Origin of the sequence: Plantactinospora sp. CA-294935 (assembly GCF_050936445.1) — a bacterium.
Lineage (GTDB): Bacteria > Actinomycetota > Actinomycetes > Mycobacteriales > Micromonosporaceae > Plantactinospora.
In genome coordinates this window covers 6633773-6656157 of record NZ_JBNJMU010000001.1, presented here as the reverse complement: position 1 = coordinate 6656157, position 22385 = coordinate 6633773, and the positions used below count along the sequence as shown (strand labels likewise).

Genomic DNA, 22385 nt, shown 5'->3' with positions numbered 1-22385 from the left:
GGTGCAGACGAGCGGCGTTCAGGTTGAACGGTGTTCAGGTTGAGAAGGGCTCAGTCGCCGCTGTCGCTCTCCTCGGTCTGCTCGTCGGGCTGCGCGGTCTCGCCGCGCCGGAGTACGGCTTCGGGGGCGCAGAGCACGGTCACCCGGTAGGTGACGCCGAGGTTGGAGAAGATCTGGCCGCGCAGACCGAGGCAGAGCCCCACCCCCGGGAGCCCTTCGGGGTGCTCGAAGAACTCGACCACCGGCTCGGCGATTGCCCCCACCAGGCCCTGGGTCCGCAGCGCGGTGCTGGCCACCTGGAGCAGACCCGCGCCGACCTGCACCTCGACGTCGTCGAGCCGGTCCACGTCGTACCAGTGGGTGTCGGGCAGGAAGAGCTGCGAGTCCACGCCCCGCTGCCGGTAGTCGGGCCCCAACTGGCCGCTCTCCGGATCCGGCCGGTCGCCGATCCAGGCCATCCCGGCATAGTCGCTGCGCAGCCGCCGCGCGTCGGTGGCGAACTCCGTCACGACGGTGTCGAGGCGCGGCTGGGCGACGAGGTGCACATCTGCGTCGGTCACCCGGGGCACCCTAGCACCGCCCGACCTGGCGGGTAGCCCGGCCACCCCCGCCGTCACCAGGGGCGTTTCGGACCCGGATCGGCGGTTCGCCCCGCACGCTACCCTGGGGTCCCCGCTGGACGCACCCGGCGCCCTGGGACCAAAATGTGCATCGAGCGATGGCGGTCGACGGCACGCCGGGAGAAGGGACGTCAGCTCGGGGGGACGGGACGCCACCGGTCACCGATGGTGAACGGTGCTGGAAGCTGATCGGGGACGTACATGGGCATCATGGGGCAGATGCAGCGGGCGCACGCACAGCAGGTGCACGCGCAGCAACGAGCATCGACCACCCCGTACCAGCAGCACCAACAGATGCTCTGGGAGGCCGAGCGCGCCCGGCAGGCCGCCGAGCGGGCGGCGGAGGCGGACGAGCGGGAGCGCCGACGACTCTACGTGGAGGCCAGGACGGCCCGGGTCAAGGCCGCCAACGCCAACCTCCAGTCCCAGTTGGACGAGCTGGACACCCTGCTGCGGACCACCCTCGCCATCGACGACCACATCGACCTCGAGCGGCTGAAGAAGCAGGCCAGCTATCCGGAGTTCACGCCGGGCGAGCTGGGCATGCCGCTGCGGGCGCCGGACTGGCGACGTTTCGCGCCGCCCGAGCCGAACGCGCTCGGCAAGATGTTCGGCGGCGAGGCCCGCTACCAGCAGTTGCTGACCGAGGCGGAGCAGGCGTTCGAGAAGGCCAAGGCCAAGCACGCGGCGGGCGAGGCGGCCCGGCAGCAGCGGCTCGCCCAGGCCCGGCGCAAGTACGACAAGCACTGCCAGCAGCTCGACGCCCAGGTCGCCAGCCACAACGCCGAGATCGACAAATTCGGTGCCGCGCTGGCCGCCGCCGAGCCGAACGCCGTGGTGAAGTACTTCGGGCTGGTGCTCGGCAACTCGGTCTATCCGGAGGACTTCCCGCAGCGCTACCGGCTCGCCTACGTCCCCGACTCCCGGCTGATCGTGGTCGAATACCTGCTGCCGACCGTCGCGGTCGTGCCGAGGGTCCGGGAATACCGGTACGTCAAGGCCGGCGACGAGGTGCAGACGGTGGCCCGCGCGGCGGACGAGATCCGGCAGCGGTACGCCGACGTGATCACCCAGGTGGCGCTGCGTACCGTGCACGAGCTCTTCGAGGCCGACCGTACCGGGCTGGTCGAGACGATCGTCTTCAACGGCATCGTCGAGACCACCCACCCCGGCACGGGGCAGGCGGTCCGGCCCTGCCTGGTGACCCTGCGGACCAGCCGGGACGCCTTCACCGCCATCAACCTGGCCAAGGTCGATCCGGCGGCCTGCCTGCGGCACCTGCGGGCCACCCTGTCGCCCCGGCCGGAGGATCTGGTCGAGGTACGCCCGGTGCTGGAGTTCGACGTGGTCGACAAGCGCTTCGTCGACGAGGTGGACGTGCTGGCCGACCTGGACCATCGTGCCAACCTGCACAAGTTGAGCCGGACCGAGTTCGAGGACGTGATCCGGAGCCTCTTCGGCAGGCTCGGCCTGGAGATCCGGACGACCCGGACGGCGCCGGACGGCGGCCTCGACTGCGTGGCGTTCGACCCGCGCCCGATCTTCGGCGGCAAGGTGGTGATCCAGGCCCGACGGGACCGCGGCACCATGGACGTGTCCGCGGTGCGGGACCTCTTCGGCACGGTACTGGGCGAGGGGGCGACCAAGGGCATCCTGGTGACGACCAGTGGCTACGGCCCGGAATCGTTCGAGTTCGCCTCCGGCAAGCCGCTGGAGCTGATCGACGGCTCCAACCTGCTGCACCTGCTGGCCGAGCACGCCGAGATTCGCGCCCGGATCGACCCGAACGAGCGCTGACCCGCCCGTCGGCCGGGGGTCAGTCCGGGCCGGCGTTGCGGCGGTCGTACGCCTCCCGGGCGGCGGCGATCGCCTGCCGGTGCCGTTCCGCCCAGCCGGTCAGCACGAGCAGGGAATCGTAGAGTTCCCGGGCCATCTCGGTGGCGACGTACTCGACCCGGGGCGGGACGGTGGGATAGGTGGTCCGGACCAGCAGTCCGTCACGTTCGAGGTTGCGCAGGGTGAGGGTGAGCATCCGCCGGCTGATCCCCTCGACCGAGCGTTCCAGCTCGGTGAAGCGGATCGGTCCCCGGCTCGCCTCGATGATGATGCCGATGCTCCACTTACCGCCCACCCGGTCCAGAACCTCGCGAACCGTGCAGGCCCGGACGTGGTCGCCGGGACAGGCCGACCCGTCCCCGTCGACGTCCGGCTCCGCGTTCGGCTCGGTCATGGTGCGCCTCCTTGGTCCGGCGGCAATGGTCACATGGGCTTGATCGGCCGACAAACTCGTACCCAGGGCTTACCCGCCCTGGTGCCGGCCGTGCGGATCGGCGGCCGGCACCAGGGTCGGGGCGGTATCGGTCTGCGGCGGTCAGCCGGTGATCGCCAGGTCGGCGTCGCTGAAGATCGGATGTGCCGGGTTGACGTCCGCCTCGCCGCCCCGGCCGTCGCAGCCGCGCTCCGGGGCGAACATCAGGTAGGTGCCGGCGCCACACGGCACCGAGGGTTCCGCGTCCCCGCCGATCACCACGTTGCCGCTCAGGTTGGCCCCGGCCTGGACCAGGGCGTTCTGCCGGACGATCGCGTTGCCGCCGACCGTGGCGCCGTCGTTGACCCAGGCCAGGTCCTCGATCCGGGCGTTGCCGTTGACGGTGGAACGGCCGTAGACGGCGGCCCGGGGGCCGACGTAGGCGCTGGCCGCGACGGTGGCGCGGCTGTCGACCCAGCCGCCGCCGTTGCTGTGCCAGCGTCCGCCGCCCGGCGCCGCCGGCCGGACGTGGCCGGGCTCGAAACCGGACGGTGTCGCGCCGGTCAGCCGGAACTGGTACGGGTACCGGTAGTTCCTGGGGTAGCCGTCCAGGAAGGCGTACTTGTGCACGGTGCCCGGGGTGCCGGTCACCACCAGGTACACCTCCCGCTCCCCGGGCTGGGTCTGGAAGCTGAGCTGGCCGTCGCTGCTGGTCAGCAGGGGGCCGTACCGGGGGGTGCCGTTGCGGACCGCGACGAAGCCGAAGGTCCAGCCGGACTGGGCGGCCGAGTTGACGTGCCCGCGCAGCCGGAGCCGGATCAGCGCGCCGTCCGAGGCCGGCACCAGCTTGATCTTGTTGTACCCGTAGTCGGACGGTGCCAGCGCGTCGGAGATCCGGAAGTGCCCGGCGGCGGCGTTGACCGCCTCCACCGCGACCCCGTTGTACGCCGTGACGAACGGGTACAGCCGGTTGATGAACGGCATGAAGTCGGCCCGGTTCGAGTAGTCCCAGGTGACGTTGTGCTGGGCGTACTCCCCCAGCCGGCGGTTCAGTTCGGCCTGGCTGATCCCGGTGATCCGCCGGTACACCTCCAGCGGGTGTTCGGTGTTGCGGGCCTCGTTCCAGATCCGGTTGAACATCGCCAGCCCGTCCCGGTCCTTGATGTACTGCAACAGCATCCAGGCGCCGTAGTGGTGCCGGCTGCTGCTGTACGCCAGGTTCTCGGTGCGGATGAACCGGGTCAGGTCCCCGGCGCTGCCGGTCGGGTAGACCTGCATCGCCATGAACTCGGCGCTGGCCTCCCAGAAGGTGCCGGCACTGGCGTGGGTCAGCCCGAAGCCTGCGCGGCCGAGGAAGGTGTAGCACTGGAAGACGTGCGCCAACTCGTGCGCCAGTCCCCAGGAACCTGGCGCGGCGGCGGCCGGAGCGATGTTGATCACGCCGACCCGGTTGTCCACCGAGCCGCCGGTGGCCCAGGCGTCCAGCGGCACCGTCGACCAGGTACGGGTGACGATGACGATGATCTTGTGTTGGGCCAGCAGTCCGGTCTCCGGGGTGAACCGCATGGTGTGCACGTAGAACGAGTACAGGTTTTCCAACTGGCTCAGGATGTTGTCCGGGTCGAACCGGTACGCGCTCGGCGCGTTACGGGGGTCGGTGCCGGAGCGGTCGCCCCAGAGCAGGATGAAGTTCGCCGACTCCCGGGTGCGGCTCTGGGTCCACGGCACCTCGCCGTTCGCCCAGCGGGCCGGGATGTAGACGGTCTTGGCGGGAGCGACCGCCGGGGGTGCCTCGGCCGCCTGGCCGGTCCCGGCGGCCGGGGCGGCGGACGCCGGCACGGCGGCCGAGGCCGCCAGCGCCAACGACGCCGCGATGGCGACGGCGCCGCGACGCAGTCTCGAAGTGGTCATCGGAGTCTCCCCAGAAATGGTCAGGACGGTGTGCGGTACTCGTGCGCCGGTGGTGGTGGCGAGATGGCGGGGGCTGCGCCGGTACGGGTGGGTGGTGGTCCGGTGCCGGCGTGCGCCCCGCCCCGGGCCGTCCGGACGCCCTTGTGGAGCGTCCGGACGGCCCTGTGCGGGGTCGGTCCGGCGGCGGCCGGGCTCAGGGGCTGTACGCCTTCACCTCCAACAGCCCCACCGAGCCCTGGCCGCTGGTCAGCGCCACCCGCAACCGGATGGTGCCGACGTTGGGGAAGGTCACCCGGTTGTACTGGTTGACCGCGACCGGATAGCCGCTGGCGCCGGGCACGTCGGCGTAGGCGCTGCCGGTCCAGTACTGGAGCTTCCAGGTGGCCGGTACCCGCACCCCGCCGTTGTCGTCGAAGAAGTAGACCTCGGCGGCGTTCAGGGTGCGGCTGGTCGGCCAGGTCAGTTCGGCCCACTGCTCGCCGGTGTTCGGCCAGGTGCCCCAGCGCGGGTTGACGGTGTCGTTGGAACTCGGCGGGTCGATCCCGTCGTTGATCGCTGCCACCGACTCCCAGGCCGAGGTGTACGACGCGGAGGCGGTCGCCGCCCCCGCCACGTTGGCACCCGGCTCGGGCTCCGGGTCGGGATCGGGATCGGGATCGGGGTTGGTGCCGCCCCGGTTGTAGACCTTGATCTCGGTCAGCCCGGTCTTGGCCGAGCCGGAGGCGTGGGTGAACTGCACCCGCAGCCGGGCGGTGCTGACCGCGGTGAAGGTGACCCGGTTGTAGTTGGACTGCGGTGCGCCCGGGGACTTGGCCTGGGAGGCCGCGTTCACCCAGGCACTGCCGTTCCAGTACTGCACGTTGTACGAGGCCGGCGGCCGGTACCGGTTCGTCGCCCGGTCGTTGCGGAACCAGAGCCGTACCTCGTCGACCGCCCGGGCCTGGCCGAAGTTCAGCTCGTACGCGTCGGTGGCGTTCGGCGTCCCGTAGCTGCCCCAGATCGGTTCGTTGATCGGGAAGCCGTCGATCGCCGCCCCGGTGGAGGTGCCGGAGGCGGTGTACGACGCCGTCGCCGTCGACCCCTGGGCCAGGTTCGGCGTGGTGGAGGTGAGGTCGGCGCCCGCCTTGGCGAAGATGTCCACCATCCGGGCGCTGTTCTGCACCACCTGCTGCGGCAGTTGCAGGCCGGACACGGCGGTGCTGAAGCTGGTCGTCCCGCCGGCCGGCAGGGTGACCGCGCCGGTCGCCGGGTTGTAGAGCACCCGGGTCAGCCGGTCCACCGTGAACGCCCGGGTGCCGTTGAGATAGACCGAGTAGCCCTGCGGCACCCCGGAGTACCGGGTGACCCCGTCGGCCGGGTCGTCCCAGACCACGCTGAGGTTCATGTTGCGGTACCGCAGGTTGTTCACGGCGAAGTGCGACCAGTTGATGTTGATCGGGGACAGCTCGACGGTGTTGTCGGAACGCGGCCGCAGCCCGGCGACGTCCTCGACCACCGTCCAGTTGCTGCTGCCCAGGATGTTGTGGTGGATCCAGGACCGGTAGGCGATGGTCCGGGACGACGGGTTCCAGTCCGCCCAGAACTCGTTGGCGTCCGGCCACTGGGTGTTGCCGCCGATGTACTGCGCCCAGGCGTTCCAGTAGAGGAGCTGCTTGTAGTTCTCCGCGGTCATCCACTGGTTGGGGTAGTTGCGCAGCACCGAGGAGTAGAGCCGGAACTGCACGGTCGAGTTGATGGTGGAGAAGTTGTTGCTGCCCGGCTGGCCGGCGGCCGCCGCCGCGGCCTTGTCGCGCTGGTTGGCGGTGAAGAACGGGAAGATCGGGTACTCCGCCGGGTCGTCGTAGAGACGCAGCGCCTGCCGGTACTGGTCGGTGTTCGGCATCAGCCCGACCGAGTACGGGTAGTAGTTGTTGATCTCCTTCCACGGCACGTGCGTGTTGGTGGAGACGTGCTTGTGCTCCAGCAGTTGCCGGGACGGGTTCCACAGCACGTTGACGATGCCGTTGCGGATCCGGTCGGCGATCGTCTGCATCTCGTTCGCCTTGGCGGTGTTGCCCAGCAGCGTGTACGCCTGCACCGCCGCCATCGCGTTGCTCCAGACGTACGCGCCCTCGGCCCGGTCCAGGTTGCCGGAACGCCAGTGGAACGACACCGCGTCGGCGTCGTTGCCGGTCATCGCGCCCCAGTCGTACTCGATCACGCCGTTGTTGTTGGTGTCGTAGCTGGCGAGCTGCCCCTTGACGTCCTGCTCGGCGTAGCGGGCCAGGTTGGCCACGATCGCCGGCTGGCCACCGTGGATCTGGTAGCTGCGCCAGGCCGCCTCGGAGACGTACTGGGTGTAGGAGTTCGACCAGTTCTCCGGGTCACCGGGGTTGTCGGAGAACCGGCCGTTCCGGGAGACCTGCCCGACCGAGGTCCACGGCCCGTACGAGTAGATCGGGTTGCGCAGGTACTTCAGGTCGTCGATGTGCATCGGCTGGGTCAGCACGATCGCGTTGTTGTAGCCGAGCGCCCCCTCCACGGAGGTGGGGAACTGGAAGTCCTGGCCGGGGATGTCCACGTCCAGGTAGTTGAAGCGCATCAGCCACCAGCGGTAGTAGATGTTCTTCTTGATCGCCGCGTCCGGCACGTCGATGTACGGGATGTTCTCCGCCCACCACCGGTTGTACGCCCGCACGTGGGTGGCGAACGCCGTCGCCGGGGTGTAGCCCCGGTAGGCGTTGTACTCGGTCAGCGACTCCGGTACCTCGTTCGCCACGAACCCGAGCTGCACCTTGGTGCTGACCGACTGCCCGGCGGCGAGCGTCACCGACCGGTTCAGCCCGCCCGAGCTGACCGTGAACCCGTCCCCGGACAGCCGGGGATAGAGCGTGGTCAGGTTGTTCTTCACCGCCCGGGTGCCGGTCAGCTCGCTGCCGCTGCCGGTGGCGGCGTACGGCGAGGTGGCCCGCAGTTGCAGGGTCACCGAGCCGGAGCCGTTGTTCAGCACGTTCAGGTTGGTCACCGCGACGTTCTGCGCGGTGATGAACTTCGACACCTCGACCCGGACCGAGCCGCTGGTGTAGACGCCCCGCCAGTGGCTCGGCGACTGCCACCGGCTGGAGACCTGCTCGGTGAAGGTGCCCGGGGTGACCGCGACGGTGTACGCGGCCTGGCTGCTGATGTTGTCCCAGTACGCCGCGTTGCCGGCGAAGCCGATCTGGGCCGGGTTGTGGGTGTACATGAACATGCCCCGGCCCCGGGTCATCAGCCAGGTGCCGGCCGGGTCGTTGCCGGGCCGGGCGAGCAGCCGGTCCAGCCAGAAGTCGGTGCCGCCGCTCTCGGCGTCGTAGATCGCCTGCATGGTGTTGCCGGTGCTGTAGCCGACCGGCGGTGCCGGAACGGCCGGCCCGGAGAAGGTGGGATAGCCGATGGTCTGCGCGGCCGTGGCCGCCGTCTGGGGTACGACGAGGGCGCCGGCGGCCAGCACGACCGCGAGTACGGCCGCCCGTGCGCTCCGCTTCAGGCCCGTACCGAACCGCATCGGGGCACCTCCAGGGGGTCGACGGTGGGGAACGGGACCGCTACGACGGACCGGGCTCATCCCCGGCTCCACTGCTGGGCGGGCTGGCCGGTGCAGTCGGCGAGCACGAGGGTCGTGCCGCCGGGCCGGGGGGTGGTGGCGAGGCACCGGCTGCCGGACATCCCGGACACCGAGCCGTCGGGCCGCAGGCTCCATCGCTGGCCGGCGCCGCCGTCGCAGCCGGAGAGCAGCACGGCGGTCCCCGCCGCGGCGCCCGGACCCGACGCGTCGAGGCACCTGCCGCGTACCCGCAGGGTCTCCCCCACCTGGCGCACCGACTGGTCGGCACCGCCGTCGCAGGTCCCGAGAACGGGTTGCACCGCGCCGGCGGCGCCGTCGGGTACGTCGAGGCAGCCTCCCGAGGCGCCGTTGACCATCCGGAACGTCGTCGGCGCCGGAGCCGGGGCGGCGGCGTTGCGGATCAGGAACAGGTTGTCGGCGACGTTGTAGTAGGTGGCCAGGTAGCTGCCGGCGGCCGGGGCGGTGTGGTAGTAGTCGTCGTGGTTGCAGTCCAGCCGCTGGTCGTGCGCCCGGTCCGGGCACCTGGTCTGGATCACCGTGCTGGCGTTGTCCTTGTAGCACATGACGTCCCACTCGTCGACGCAGTGCGCGTAGCCGGAGGCGTTCGGGGCGTTGTTGTTGACCGCGCCGAGGGTGTGCCCGAGTTCGTGCGCCGCGACCCCGGCGTTCCAGCAGCCGCTGTCCGCGCGGGCGTACTCGGGGCCGGAGTTGGAGCGGTTCTGGTCGGTCTTGCGGGTGTCGCCGGCAAAGCCACCGATGCCGCAGTAGACCCGGGCGTCCACGAACTGGAGGTACTTGCGATCGGTACGGGTGTAGCCGGCCGCCCGGACCGCGTTCAGCAGCGGTGCCCAGTCGTTGGCGTTCAGCGCGGCGTCGGGGATCTGCACGTCCCGGACGACCGGGCGGCAGGCGCCGTTCACCGTCTCGGTGACGTACCGGACCCGCCGCGACCCGCCGGTCTCCCGGGCGCTCTCGTAGAAGATCGCGTCGACGCTCTCGGCCAGGGTACGGAAGGTCTCCAGGTACTGGGCGTACCGGTTCACGCTGCCGTGCACGTAGAGCACCTCGACCCGCCGACCGGAGACGCCGTCACCCTCGCAGACCGGCAGCGCCCGGGGGGCGAGTCGGGCCGCGCGCGGCGAGATCGGCTGGATCTCCCGGTGCACCGACAGGCCGGCGGGCGGGCTGTCCGGGCCGTGCGTACACATCGTCGGGACGATCCCGGCCACCTGGTAGGCGCCGACGCAGGGGCCGGTCCGGGCGGCGACGAGCCCGCCGTACACCAGACCCCGGGCCGGGTCGTCGGCCGGGACTCCGGAGAGCGGCCGCGCGGCGGGACCGACCGGTCCGTGCCCGTGCGCGGCGGTACCGGGTGGATGGTGGTGGTCGGCGGTACCGGGCGGGTGCTGGTGGTCGGCGGGCGGCGGGCCGGCCGCCGGAGCGGACCGGGGGTCGGCGCCGGCGGGCCCGACCAGGGCGAACAGGACGAGGAGCAGGCCGGATGCGCCGGCCAGCAGCCGGGTACGGCCACGGGGGTGATGGGCGGGGAGTGCCATGAGGACTTCCTCCTCGGCGAGGTGGACGGCCGCCGTCGGCGGCGGGACGGGGAAGGTCCGGGGCCCGGCCGGACGGGGGTAACCGGCCGGGCCCCGCACGGCTACGGCTGGTAGGCGAGCCACTCCAGCAGGCCGGTGGAGAAGCCGGACCGCGCGGTGATGTTCAGCCGCAGCCGGGTGGTGCTGACGGAGTTGAAGGTGGTGACGTTGTAGGCGTTGCCGGCCACCCCGCAGCCCGACTGGCCCGGCACGTTCGCGTACGCGCTGCCGGTCCAGTACTGCACCTGGCAGGAGGCGGGCAGGTCGATGCCCTGGTCGTCGTCGAACCAGTAGGTGGCGACCCGGTTCACGGTGCGGGCCGACGGCCAGGTGTACTCGACCCACTGGGTGCCCTGCTCCGGCCAGTTGCCGTACGCCAGGTTGCTCTTGTCGGCCGAGTTGGCCGGTACGCCGCCGTTGTTCAGCGCCGCCAGGCTCTCCCAGGTCGAGACGTACGAGGTGCTGGCGGTCGCCGAGGTGGCCAGGTTGGTGCCGGCCGGCGGGCCGCCCGGATCGGGGCCGGGCCCAGGGCCGGGGCCGGTGCTGGTCTGCACCACCCGCTGCATGGTGCCGTCGGCGTTGAAGTAGAGCCGGTCGACCGCGACCGATCGGCGGAAGTTACCGCCGCCGGGGGCGTTGGCGGTGTGGTAGACCATGTACCACTGGCCGTTGAACTCCACCACACCGGCGTGGTTGGTGGTCGAGGAGACCTGGCCGAGCACGATGCCCCGGTGCGTCCACGGTCCCATCGGGTTGGTGGCGGTGGCGTACCGCTGGCAGGCGTAGCTGGACGAGGTGACGCAGCCGTTCGTGTCGTTGGCGGCGTACATCATGTAGTAGAGGCCGTTGCGCTTGAACATCCACGGGGCCTCCCAGAAGTTGCTCAGCCCGGTGGGGGTGACCACCGGCCCGTCCAGCTCGATCATGTTCGACTTCAGCCGGGCCGCCCGGGCACCCCAGTAGCCGCCCCAGTAGATGTACGCCTGCCCGTCGTCGTCGACGAAGACGGTCGGGTCGATGTTCAGCCCGGAGGAGTTCGGGGTGCTGTCGCTGATCAGCGGTCCGCCCTTGGCGTCGGTGAACGGGCCGAGCGGGCTGTCCGCGACCGCGACCCCGATGTCCATCCAGCCGGCACCCCGACCGTTCACCGAGGTGTACCAGTAGTACCTGCCGTTGCGCGGCTCGACCTCGCTGGCCCAGGCGTCCGCGCCGGCCCATCCGAAGGTGGCGATCGAGGCCCGGGCGCCGTGGTGGGTCCAGGTGTTGGCGTCGGTCGAGGAGAGGACGTGCCACTCCCGCATCCGGAAGTTGTTGTCCCCGACCGGCGCCTCGTCCCGGCCGGCGTAGATGTACATGGTGTTGCCGACCACCAGTGGCGCCGGGTCGGCGGTGTAGATGCTGGTGATGATCGGGTTCGCCGCCGAGGCGGGACCGGCTGGTATCGCCAGCCCGACCCCGGCCAGCAGTCCGGCGACCCCGCCGGCCGCGACCCGGAACCATCGTCTGCTGCGCACTGAACCTTTTTCCACCTCCCCTTGCGGTCCGTCGTGGCCGCGGGCGGAAGTCGGAACGCGCGCGCCGCGCGGTTCAGGTTGAAAAAGGTTCACCGTCTCTTCTCCTGTTCGGTGCGGGGGTGGTGGTCAGGCGGAACGAGGCGACGTCACAGGCCGGTCGAGTTCAGCTCGGCGATCTCGGCCGCACTCAGCGCCCGGGCGTAGACCCGGAAGCCGTCCACGGCGCCGCTCAGGTAGGGGTCGCCGGAGTACTGCGAGCGTCCGAGCCAGTTGTTGGTGGTCGAGCCGAGCGCGGCGGGGCGGGTGGTCAGGGCGGTGTTCCGGGCCACCTCGACGCCGTTGACGTAGAGCACGCCGGTGTTGCCGGTCTGGGTGACCGCGACGTGCGTCCAGGTGTCGACCGGCAGCGCGGTCGGCCCGTTGATCTGCTGTTCCGCTCCGGCTCCCCCGCTGGTGATGGCGAACCGGACGGTGCCGGCGCCGCTCTGCGGGGTGAGGAAGAGGTACGCCCCGGTCCCGGTGCCGAAGTCGAAGACCCGGGCCCAGGCCGCGGCGGCGGTCCGGCGTACCCAGGTCGCCACGGTGAACGCGGTCGCGCCGGCCAGCAGCCCGGCCGGCAGGCTGACGTGCCCGCCGGTGCCGTTCAGGTTGACCGCGTTGCCGGTCCGGCCGGTGGTCCAGTTCGCCCCGCCGGTCAGCGTGCCGGTCTTGCCGTTGCCGGTGGCGTCGGCGGCGGAGGTGCCGGCGGCCTCGTCGAACCGGTAGTGCGCGACGAACGGGGCCGGCGGGGCGCCGGTCACCGTCCAGTAGACGGTGTAGCGCTGGCCGTGCATCTTGTAGAACGGCAGCAGCGTGACCGCGCCGGTGCCGGCGGTCGCCGTGTACTGCAACGGGGTCGAGGTCGGCGTGATGGTGGCCGGGTTCAGAGTCGGCAGCGAGGAGAGGTTGGTGTTGCCGTACGCCCCGGCGAGCACGATCGGTCCGTGCTTGACCGCCTGCACCGTGGAGTTGTCCGGGGTGGCCTCCCGGGTCAGCGCCATCGGCAGGCTGATCTCGACCACGTCACCGGAGGACCAGGTCCGGTTGATCCGGGCGAAGCTGCCGGCGGTGACCCCGGACTGCACCGCGCCGTTGAGCCGTACCTGCGCGCCGGTGGCCCAGCCGGGGATCCGGATCCGCAGGTCGATCGCGCCGGAGCCGGTCACGGTGAGCCGGCTGGACGGCGCCTCCGGGAAGGTGGTGTCCTGCTGCACCGTGATCCCCCGGCCCGGCCAGACCAGCCGGGAGGCGGCGAAGAGGTTGACGTAGAGGATCTCGCCGTTGTGGAAGTAGATGCTGTCGGCGAGCTTGGTGTGCGTTTCCATCCCGGTGCCGTGGCAGCAGGTGAAGTTGCTGTAGTCGTTGCTGTACGTCTTGGTCCCGCCGGCCCGCAGCGGCACGTAGTAGCAGTGGAAGCCATGCGACGAGCTGGGGTTCTGCGCGCCGATCAGGTGGTTCCAGAGCGCCCGCTCGTAGTAGTCGAGGTAGTCCAGCCGGCTCGGGTTGGTGAAGAAGAGCTGCCGGGTCAGCTTCAGCATGTTGTACGTGTTGCAGCACTCGCAGGTGCTGTCGGACAGCTCGCTGGCGATCCGGTTCGGCGCCTTGAAGTACTCCCCGTTGGAGTTGCCGCCGATCACGTAGCTGTGCCGGCCGACCACGATGTCCCAGAAGTTCACCGCGATGTCGCGGTACCGGGTGGTGCCGGTGGCGTGGTATTCGCGGATCGCGCCGAGGATCTTCGGGATCTGGGTGTTGGCGTGGTAGTTGTTCAGCGCGTCGGTGTTCGCGGCCAGCGGGTCGAAGATCTCCGCGTGGTCGAAGTAGCGGGCCGTGGTGAGGTGGTCCGGGTTCTCGGTGAGCTGGTAGAGGTTGGTCAGCACCTCGTTCATCCCGCCGAACTCGGTGTCCAGCATGTTCTGCCGCTGGGTCTGGCTGAGCCGGTCGTTGCGGAACTTGACCCAGGCCGCCATCCGGGTCAGCACGTCGAGCGCCTGGGCGTTGCCGGTCAGCAGGTGCATGTCGAGCAGCCCGGCCATGATCTTGTGCAGCGTGTAGTACGGCGCCCAGACCTGCTGCCGGGCCTCCACCCGGTCGATGAAGCTCTCCGGGTACGCCGACAGGTAGCCGGTGTGGTAGCCGGCGGTGGTGGCCCGGTTCTGGCAGATCGCGAGCTGGGCCACCAGGTAGTCGCCCTTGGTCTTGAAGGCCGCCTGTCCGGTGTTCGCGTACGCCTGGGCCAGTGCGGTCAGCACGTGCCCGGTGGAGTGGCCGCGCAGTTCGGTGCTGGGCGACTCCCAGCCGCCGCAGGCGGTCGCCGAGGAGGAGAGTCCGTAGTTGAGCCGGAAGGTGTGCAGCAGCCGGTCCGGGTCGAGGAAGTTCAGGTACGCCTGGGTACGGCCGGCGTTGGACTGGAGCGGGCCGGCCAGCAGGGTGACCGCGGAGAGCGGGAAGGCGTACGCGGAGACGCCGATGTCGGCCCGGGCCGCGGCGGCCGGTCCGGCCGGCAGTGTGCCGGCGACCGCGGTGCCGACCGCGACGGCGGCCCCGGTCTGCAACAGGGACCGGCGGGACAGGGTGGTTTTGGGCATGGTTGGTCACCTCCGGGGGCGGGGGGTCGCCCGGCCGGACCGGCCGGGCGACCCCGGATGGGGGTTCGAGCGACCAGGTCAGTAGCCGTAGCGGCTCTTCAGGTGCCGCCACCAGTCCCGGAACATCCAGAGGTCGAACTCGGTGATCGACCTGGCGGTGCCCGCCTTCATGAGGAAGCAGCACACCCCGGTGGGCGTCCAGTCGTAGAAGTCGTCCAGCCCGTAGGTATGGCCGATCTCGTGCAGCAGGATGTACATGTCCGCGGCGTTGATGTTGTTCATGAAGTACTCGCGGCCCAACCGCTGACCCCAGTCGCCGCCGTGACCACCCCCGAAACCGTCGGTCAGCCAGAGCGAGTGGTCGTAGTGCCGGGCCGCGCCGCCGGGACAGTTCGGGTACTGGCCGTTCTGGTTGAAGAACCGACCGCACGGCGCCGCGCACTGCGGGGCGTTCTCCCGGATGTCGTTGACGTAGATGTCGACCGAGTTGTCCGACCACTGCAACTGGGACCGGTTGCGCACCGCCCAGCCGACCACCCGGACCGGGACGTCGGTGTACGGAAACGCGTTGTGCCCGACCATCACGTCCATCCACTTCTTGTACTGCCGGGCCAGGGTGGCGTGGATCTGGTCGCGCTGGGCGGCGGTGACGGTGGCCGAGGAGTCCCAGCGGACGCAGTAGTTGATGTAGCCCCGGTTGGCGAAGAGCTGGTCCCAGCCGTAGTTGCGGAAGCCGTACAGGTTGCCGTTGTTGTAGGTCTGCTCCTGGTGCCGCCAGACCTCGTCCAGCGGGGTGACCAGGTTGGCCGGCGGGCTCCAGGTGGACAACAGGGTCGGGTCGGTTCCCGCGCGGCCCGCCGCCCCGTCGCGGGACAGCCCGGTGTCGAACGCGCCGGCGGTCGCGTCCCGGGTCGGGTCGCCGGCCGGAGCGGCCTGCGCAACCCCGACGCCGGTCACCAGCATCACCGCCGTGAGCAGTGGCACCAGGGCCTGCCACCATCGCCTCATCTTCAGTTCCTCCTTCGCTCAAGTGATTGATGATGATCAATTTCTTGGCGCCGGGTCCGCCAGAGGTTCGGCGGGTGGTGGGGTTTCGGCGTTCAGCACACGATGGCTTACGAAAAGGTTTTCGGCAAGGTGTTGCGCATATTACGAGGACGTAACGGCGAGACGTAAGTATCGGGAGGAACAGTGGTTGATCTTCTGGGATGTTCCGAAAAGGTTCTCGAAACGCTTTCGGGAAGGGCGTACCGCCAGGTTGCCGGGCGTGGACCGCGGCGGGCTGGGTAACGCGATTGCCAGCGACGACGGGACGGGCGGACGGGACGGGCGATTGCCAGCGACGACGGGGCGGAGGAGGCACCGATGCCGACCGGGACGAGCGGGCCGCCACCCGGCCCGCCGGTCGTACTGACCGTCAACGCGGGGTCGGCCAGCCTCCGGCTCGACTACGTCCGGGCCGGCGAGGTCACCGACGGCCTGTCCCGGACCGAGCCGCCCGGATCGGCCGAGGCGGACCGGGCGGTACGCGACTTCCTCGCCGCCCACGACCCGCCCGACGCCGTCGGTCACCGGCTGGTGCACGGTGGTGACCTGGTCCGCACCCCGACCCGGGTGGACGACGCCCTCCGGTCCGGACTCGACCGGCTGGGCACGCTGGCCCCGCTGCACCTGCCACCCGCGCTACGCCTGCTGGACCGGATCCGGGAGCAACTGCCCGACGTGCCGCAGGTGCTCTGCCCGGACACCGCCTTCCACGCCCACCTGCCGGCGTCCGCCGCCACCTACCCGCTACCCGCGCAGTGGCGCCGGCGGTGGGGCCTGCGCCGGTACGGCTTCCACGGCCTGTCGTACGCCTACGCCCTGCGCCGCACCGCCGAACTGCTCGGCCGGCCGGCCGACGGCCTCCAGCTCCTGCTGGCCCACCTCGGCGGCGGCGCCTCGGTCTGCGCGGTCCGGGACGGCCGCAGCGTCGACACCTCGATGGGTTTCACCCCGCTGGACGGCATCCCGATGTCGAAACGCTCCGGTGCGGTCGACCCGGGCATGCTGCTCTGGCTGCTCGAGGACGACCGGCTGAGCCTGGCCGAGCTGTCCGAGGGGCTCAACTCACGGTCCGGGCTGCTCGGCCTCTCCGGCGGACGCTCCTCCGACACCCGTGACCTGGTCGCCGCCGCCCCGGACGACCCGGTCGCGGCACTCGCGCTGGAGGTCTACGCCCACCGGGTACGCCGGGAACTGGCCGCCGCCGCCACCAGCCTGGACCGGCTGGACGCGCTGGTCTTCACCGGCGAAATCGGCTGGGACCAACCGGAGGTACGGCACGACGTCTGCGCCGGGCTCGGCCTGCTCGGCGTCACGCCACCGCAGGGCGGCAACCGGGAGACCGACACGATCGTCTCGGCCCCCGACGCCCGGGTCCCGGTGCTGGTCGTCGAACCCCGGGAGGACCTCCAGGTCGCCGCCGAGACCCTCGCGGCACTGCGCTGACCCTCGCCGCGCTACGCCGACCCTCGCGGCACTGTGCCGACCCTCGCGGCACTGCGCCGACCCTCGCGGCACTGCGCTGACCCTCGCCGCACTGCGCCGACCCTCGCGGCACTGTGCCGACCCTCGCCGCACTGTCCCGACCCTCGGCTCGCCGACCCGAGGTGATCTCGGCCCACCGAAGCAACTTGGTCGGCCGGTCAGTCGTTCCCGGTGCCGTCGCGCCAGCCGTACCGGGTCTGGAAGCCGAGCAGCCGGCGCGCGGCGGAACTGTCCAGCGGCGAGTCGAAGCCGTCGAGCGGCGCCCGGAGCTGCGTACCGGGATGGAACCGGGCCAGCAGTTCGGCCGTCGGCACCGTCGTGGAGGTGTCCGGTGCGGCGACGTTGAAGACGTGGTGACCGGTCAGCCCCGAGGTCAGCGCGGCGTGCACGGCCCGGGCCGCGTCCCGGGTGTCGAGCCAGGCCCACAGCTCCCGGCGGTTGGCCGCCACGTCCCGGCGGATCCGGGCGAGGTGGGCGGTCAACCGGTCGCCGTCACCGACGAACGGGAAGCGCAGCAGGATCGTCGGCATCCCCCACCGCCGGGTGGCGAACGCGCCGACCTGCTCGGTCATCGTCTTCGACAGCCCGTACGAGTCGATCGCCACCGAGGGCTGTGCCTCGTCGACCGGTACGTACGGCGGGGACAGGTCCCGCCCGGCCCAGGCGTACCCGTACGCCGCGACGCTCGACGCCGCTACCGCGCACCGTACGCCGGCCCGGCCGGCACCGTCGAGCACGAGATAGGCGCCCTGGACGTTCTGGGCCAGGGTCTCGTCCTCGGGTACCTGGCCGGGTGCGGCGATCGCGGCGAGGTGCACGACGGCGTCGACCGGCGGGCCGAACGGGCGCAGGCTCTCCTGCACGAATCCCCGGTCCCGGACGTCGCCGACCAGCATCAGCTCGGCCTTGGGACTGGCGAACGGCGACCGGTCCACGGCGACCACCCGCAACCCCGAATCGGCCAGGTACGGCACGACAACCGCGCCGATCACCCCGGCCGCGCCGGTGACCAGTACCACGGCGTCGGCGCCCGGCACGGATTGCCGGGTCCCCTGCTGGGACATCTGCTCTCTCCCTACTTCCCCGGTCAGCCCTTGATCGCCCCGGTGAGGCCGTTCACGAAATAGCGCTGGGCGGCGAGGAAGAGGATCACTACCGGGATGACCACGATCAGCGCACCGGCCATCAGCGAGTTGTACTGCACCACCTGCGAGGACCTCAGCGCCTGGAGCGCGATCGGCAGCGTGTAGGTCGCGGGGTCGTTGAGCGACACCCGGGTCAGCAGGTACTCGTTCCAGGTCGGGATCGCGGTCAGCAGGGCGATGGTCACCAGCGCGGGCCGGGCCAGCGGCAGGTAGATCCGGGCGAAGATGCGCAGCTCGCCGGCGCCGTCCACCCGGGCCGAGTCGCGCAGCTCGGCCGGTACCGCCCGGAACGCGTTGGTCAGCAGCAGCACGGCGAACGGCGCGGTGCCGTTGACGAACGGCAGGACCAGGCCGAGGTGGGTACCGAGGATCGCCAGCCGGTTCTCCAGCAGTACGACCGGGAGCAGGGTGACCACCCCGGGTACGAAGAGCAGCGCGACGAAGAGCCGGTACAGCGCGGTACGGCCGGGAAAGTGCAGCGCGGCGAAGGCGTACGAGGCGGCCGAGTAGATCACCACGACGCCGACCGTGGTCGCCGCGGTCACCTTGAGACTGTTCACGAAGTAGTCGAAGAAGTGCAGCCGGTTCCAGGTGTCGACCAGGGTGGTCAGCGTCGGGTCGTGCGGGACGAGGTGGCCGCCCGCGATGACCTCCTGCGGGGTCTTGAAGGCCGCCGAGACCATCCAGAGGAAAGGATAGAGGCTGACCACGGCGTACCCGGCGAGCAGCAGCCCGACCACCGTCCGGGCGACCACGACCCGAGGCGGCCTGCGGCGGGCCCGTCGGTTCGGCGGTGCGGGCGGGGCGGCGGCCTCGATCGCGGCCGGTGCGGCACTGACCGTCATCCTCGCTCCCGGGTGACGCGCAGGTGGACGAAGGCCACCACCAGGGCGGCGACGAAGAGCATCCAGCCCAACGCACTGGCCAGCCCCAGCGTCGGGGCGAGTTCGGACTGGAACGCGAGCCGGTAGGTCTGTAGGCCGAGCACGTTGGTGTGGTCGCCCGGACCGCCATCGGTCATGATCAGGAAGATCTGGAAGCCCTGGAGCGCGTCGCGCAGGTTGAGCAGCAGGATCACCGCGGTGATGCCGCGCAGCAGCGGCCAGACCACGCTGAGGTTCACCCGCCACCAGCCCGCGCCGTCGATCTGGGCGGCCTCGGTCAGCGCCGGGTCGATGGTCTGCAGACCGGTCAGGTAGAGCAGTGTCGCGACCGGTACCGCGGACCAGACCATGATCACGATGAGTGTCGGCAGCGCGGTGTCGGGATTGCCGAGCCAGCCCTGCGGCTGGGACAGCGAGCCGAGGCCGAGCGCGCCGAGCAGGGTGTTGATCGCGCCGTTCGGCTCCAACACGTACTGCCAGGCCAGGTAGACCGCGATTCCGGTGGTGATGTAGGGGACGAAGTAGACCGAGCGGAGCAGCCCGGCGAACCGGCGCGTCCGGTTGAGCGCCAGGGCCAGCGGAAAGGAGATCGCGACGGTGAGCAGCGGTGCCGCGATCATGACCCAGACGGTGTTCAGTGCCGCCGCGCGGACCGGCGGGGAGAAGACCGGGCTGGCCCAGAGCAGGTCGGTGTAGTTGCGCAGGCCGACCCAGAGCCAGGTCGGAGTGAGCCCGTTCCACTGTACGAAGGAGAGTTGCAGCCCCCAGAAGAGCGTGTAGACGCCCATCACGGCGAAGAGCACGATGGCCGGGGCGACGAAGGCGTACGCCCAGGCGACCTCCCGGGGCTGGTACCGCCGCCGCCCCCGGCGGGCCGGGCCGGTGCGGCCACGCCTGGCCGTGACCGCACCGGGTGACGTGGGTACGTCGGTGGTCATTTGCCTGCCCAGTACCCGTCGATGATCTTCTGGAGCCCGGCGGCCGCGCTCGGCACGTCGGCCTTCTTCAACGGGGTGAGTTCCATCAGCGACCGGGCTACCACGGCCGCGTCGTACGACGGCGGCTGGTGCGTGGTGTCGCCCGGGTTGTACGCCTCGGCACCGGAGCCGAACGAGCCGATCATCGCGCCGAGCACCGGGCCGAGGGTGCCGGTCGGGTCGTCGCCGAGGTTGACCGGCGGGATGTCCAGGGCGTCCCTGGCGAACTGGCTGGCGACGTCGGTCTGGGCCAGGTGCTCCAGCCACTTGACCGCGCCGTCCTTGTTCTTCGTCGTCGCGGAGACCGAGAGCCCGGTCAGCGCGAACGGCGCGAGGCTCAGCTCCGGCACCGCGCCGCCCCGGGGCGAGGGCACCGGGAAGGTCACGATGTTCTCCGCGTTCATCCCGTTCTGGGACAGGAACGCGAGGGTGAACGTGCCGCCGACGACGAACGAGGAACGGCCCTGCGCGAAGGCGAGGTCCGCGTCGTCGATGGTCAGTGTCTGGGTGCCCGGCATCCAGTACGGCGTCACCTGGTGGTAGCTCTCCAGCACCGACCGGCCGTTGGCGGAGGTCCAGTTCCGGGCCGGGTCGCCTGAGAAGAGCCCGGCGAAACCGTCCTTGCCCAGTTTGCCGTACGCCATCGGCTGCATCAGCCACTCCATGCCGGTGGTCGGCGCCTGGAAGCCGATGCTCAGTCCGCCGTCCTGCGGGCGCGCCTTGCGCACCGCTTCCAGCGCGGCGACGAAGTCCTCCCAGGTCTTCGGCGACTCGGTGACCCCGGCCGCGGTCAACCGCTCCTTGTTGGCGTAGACGATCCCGAAGGTGCCGATCGTGAGCGGTACGCTGAACCGCTGGTTGAGCTTGATGCCCGCGGTCTTGGCACCCTTCTCCTGCGACTGCTTGAAGTACCGCTCGGTGACGGTCCCCTCGGCCGCGACCGACGGCAGGTAGCGGTCGGTCCAGGTGACCTCCTCGGTGAGGTCCTCGAGCAGGCCGGCGGCGCCGAAGGTGAAGTCGTCGCCGTTGGTGTGCACCTCGAAGACGTCGGGCAGGCTGCGGGTCTGCGCCGCGGCCTGGACCCGGGCGATGAACGCGTCGTCCGGGGTGATCGCCTCGACGGTCACGCCGACGCCGGTCTTCTGCTTGAAGCTCTCGGCGGCCTTCTGCAACGCCGCGACGTGCGACTGCTTGAAGGTCCACATCGTCAGGTTGTCTCCGCTCGCCGAGTCACCGCCTCCGCCCGGACCGCAGGCGGTGACCGCCCCGGCGAGCGCGAGGATCGTGGCGAGTGCGAGACAGGTGCGGGCTGATCGAGGTAGGTATCGGTTCACGCTGCGCCTCTTCCATGCCTACGGGGGGCTTGCTGGTCGCGCCGACGAAACAGAACGTAAATCAATTTGATATATAGTGTCAACATCGTCGTCGAGTCCAGAGAGGGCAGCCCGATGTCCCCGTCCCCGCCAGCGGAATCCCCTGGCCCGGCGCCGATCCTGGCCCCGGCGCCGTGGACCGCTCCGGCCGGCATCCGGGTCACCCGGGTACGCACCTTCCTCTGCGCCCCGCAGGGCTGCCCGTACGTCATCACCCGGGTCGAGACCGACCAACCCGGGCTGTACGGCCTCGGCTGCGCCAGCGATCCACAACGGACCCTCGCCATCCGGTCCGTCGTGGACGACTACCTCGGCCCGATGCTGCTCGGCCGGGACCCGGCGGACATCGAGGACCTGCACCGGCTGCTGAACAACAGCGGCTACTGGCGCGGCGGCTCGATCGCCAACAACGCCCTCGCGTCGATCGACGTCGCGCTCTGGGACCTCAAGGGCAAGGTGGCCGGTCTCCCCCTGCACCAGCTACTCGGCGGACGCGCCCGGGGATACGCGGAGGCGTACACCCACGTCGACGGTGCGGACGAGGCGCAGGTGGTGGAGCTGGTCCTCGCCGCGCGGGAACGGGGCTACCGGCACGTACGGGTGCAGGTGGCCGTACCCGGGACGGACACCTACGGCACCGCCCCCGCCGACGAGCGGCAGGCCGCGGACCGGCGGATGCGGCGGGAGTCCTGGGACAGCCTCGCTTATCTCCGGCACGTTCCGCCGGCACTGGTCCGGATCCGCGAGCGTGTCGGGCCCGACGTCGAACTGCTGCACGACGTGCACGAACGGCTGACCCCCGCGCAGGCCCGGCAGTTCGTCCGGGCCGTCGAGGACGCCCGGCTCTATTTCCTGGAGGACGCCCTGGCGCCGGAGGACGCGGCGCACTTTCCCGGACTGCGGGCCGCCGGCAGCACCCCGCTGGCCGTCGGCGAACTCTACGCGGACGTCACCCAGTATCTGCCGCTGTTGGAGCAGCGGGCCGTCGACTACGCCCGGATCCGGATCCCGACGCTCGGCGGGCTGACCCCGACCCGCAAGCTGGTGGCCGTCTGCGAGCTGTTCGGGGTGCGTACCGCGCCGCACGGGCCGGGTGACGTGAGCCCGGTCGGGCAGGCCGCGAACGTCGCCCTCGACATCTCCTCTCCCGCCTTCGGCGTCCAGGAGGCGGCGACCTTCCGAGACGCGACCCTGGAGGTCTTTCCGGGTGCGCCGGTGCCGGTCGGCGGCCGGTTCCACCCGGCCGAGGTGCCCGGGCTGGGTGTCGACTTCGACGAGGCGGCGGCACGGCGTTACCCGGTCACCGCGCCGCTGGAGCACGACCGGTGGGCCCTGCTGCGCGCCACCGACGGCAGCGCGCACCGCCCCTGACGGCGCGG

At 70.9% G+C, this 22385-nt stretch carries 15 protein-coding genes; 3 read left to right on the top strand and 12 right to left on the bottom strand.

Annotated features, from left to right (window positions below):
* Positions 1–50: 50 nt before the first annotated feature.
* A complete protein-coding gene (locus tag ACQEVC_RS29140; RefSeq protein ID WP_432883738.1) occupies positions 51–560 on the bottom strand; it encodes a hypothetical protein in 510 nt (169 codons plus the stop codon).
* A gap of 279 nt (positions 561–839) precedes the next feature.
* Here ACQEVC_RS29140 and ACQEVC_RS29135 point away from each other — a divergent pair, with 279 nt between their 5' ends.
* Positions 840–2417, top strand: a complete 1578-nt coding sequence (locus ACQEVC_RS29135) for a restriction endonuclease (RefSeq protein ID WP_432883736.1) — start codon at positions 840–842, stop codon at positions 2415–2417.
* Between the two features lie 19 nt (positions 2418–2436).
* On the opposite strand, the gene ACQEVC_RS29130 is transcribed toward ACQEVC_RS29135, so the two are convergent.
* The 7 genes from ACQEVC_RS29130 to ACQEVC_RS29100 form a co-directional block, all read right to left on the bottom strand.
* On the bottom strand, positions 2437–2850 hold the full coding sequence (locus tag ACQEVC_RS29130; RefSeq protein ID WP_432883733.1) for a winged helix-turn-helix transcriptional regulator: 414 nt from the start codon (positions 2848–2850) through the stop codon (positions 2437–2439).
* A gap of 141 nt (positions 2851–2991) precedes the next feature.
* Positions 2992–4779: a DUF6055 domain-containing protein gene (locus ACQEVC_RS29125; protein WP_432883730.1), complete on the bottom strand. Its 1788-nt coding sequence runs from the start codon at positions 4777–4779 to the stop codon at positions 2992–2994.
* A 193-nt stretch (positions 4780–4972) separates the two neighbouring features.
* Complete coding sequence (locus tag ACQEVC_RS29120; RefSeq protein WP_432883728.1) at positions 4973–8302, bottom strand: galactose-binding domain-containing protein; 3330 nt, start codon at positions 8300–8302, stop codon at positions 4973–4975.
* 56 nt (positions 8303–8358) lie between these two features.
* Complete coding sequence (locus ACQEVC_RS29115; protein WP_432883725.1) at positions 8359–9918, bottom strand: ricin-type beta-trefoil lectin domain protein; 1560 nt, start codon at positions 9916–9918, stop codon at positions 8359–8361.
* Positions 9919–10019: 101 nt separating this feature from the next.
* Complete coding sequence (locus ACQEVC_RS29110; protein ID WP_432883723.1) at positions 10020–11471, bottom strand: glycoside hydrolase family 43 protein; 1452 nt, start codon at positions 11469–11471, stop codon at positions 10020–10022.
* Between the two features lie 146 nt (positions 11472–11617).
* Positions 11618–14098, bottom strand: a complete 2481-nt coding sequence (locus ACQEVC_RS29105; RefSeq protein ID WP_432883720.1) for a beta-L-arabinofuranosidase domain-containing protein — start codon at positions 14096–14098, stop codon at positions 11618–11620.
* A gap of 78 nt (positions 14099–14176) precedes the next feature.
* Entirely contained in the window at positions 14177–15106 is a 930-nt protein-coding gene (locus tag ACQEVC_RS29100; protein WP_432883718.1) for a hypothetical protein, read from the bottom strand.
* Positions 15107–15463: 357 nt separating this feature from the next.
* Here ACQEVC_RS29100 and ACQEVC_RS29095 point away from each other — a divergent pair, with 357 nt between their 5' ends.
* Complete coding sequence (locus ACQEVC_RS29095; RefSeq protein WP_432883716.1) at positions 15464–16588, top strand: acetate/propionate family kinase; 1125 nt, start codon at positions 15464–15466, stop codon at positions 16586–16588.
* Positions 16589–16785: 197 nt separating this feature from the next.
* Here the strand turns inward: ACQEVC_RS29095 and ACQEVC_RS29090 are convergent, their stop codons facing one another.
* The 4 genes from ACQEVC_RS29090 to ACQEVC_RS29075 are packed head-to-tail and all read right to left on the bottom strand — an operon-like array spanning position 16786 to position 20967.
* Positions 16786–17691, bottom strand: a complete 906-nt coding sequence (locus ACQEVC_RS29090; RefSeq protein ID WP_432883713.1) for an NAD-dependent epimerase/dehydratase family protein — start codon at positions 17689–17691, stop codon at positions 16786–16788.
* Between the two features lie 23 nt (positions 17692–17714).
* Entirely contained in the window at positions 17715–18617 is a 903-nt protein-coding gene (locus tag ACQEVC_RS29085) for a carbohydrate ABC transporter permease (RefSeq protein WP_432883711.1), read from the bottom strand.
* Positions 18614–19594, bottom strand: coding sequence for a carbohydrate ABC transporter permease (locus ACQEVC_RS29080; RefSeq protein ID WP_432883709.1), 981 nt, complete (start codon positions 19592–19594; stop codon positions 18614–18616). Before ACQEVC_RS29080 ends, ACQEVC_RS29085 begins: the two co-directional genes overlap by 4 nt.
* On the bottom strand, positions 19591–20967 hold the full coding sequence (locus tag ACQEVC_RS29075; RefSeq protein ID WP_432883706.1) for an ABC transporter substrate-binding protein: 1377 nt from the start codon (positions 20965–20967) through the stop codon (positions 19591–19593). Before ACQEVC_RS29075 ends, ACQEVC_RS29080 begins: the two co-directional genes overlap by 4 nt.
* Positions 20968–21081: 114 nt before the next feature.
* Here ACQEVC_RS29075 and ACQEVC_RS29070 point away from each other — a divergent pair, with 114 nt between their 5' ends.
* Positions 21082–22377, top strand: a complete 1296-nt coding sequence (locus tag ACQEVC_RS29070) for an enolase C-terminal domain-like protein (RefSeq protein ID WP_432883703.1) — start codon at positions 21082–21084, stop codon at positions 22375–22377.
* Positions 22378–22385: the final 8 nt, after the last annotated feature.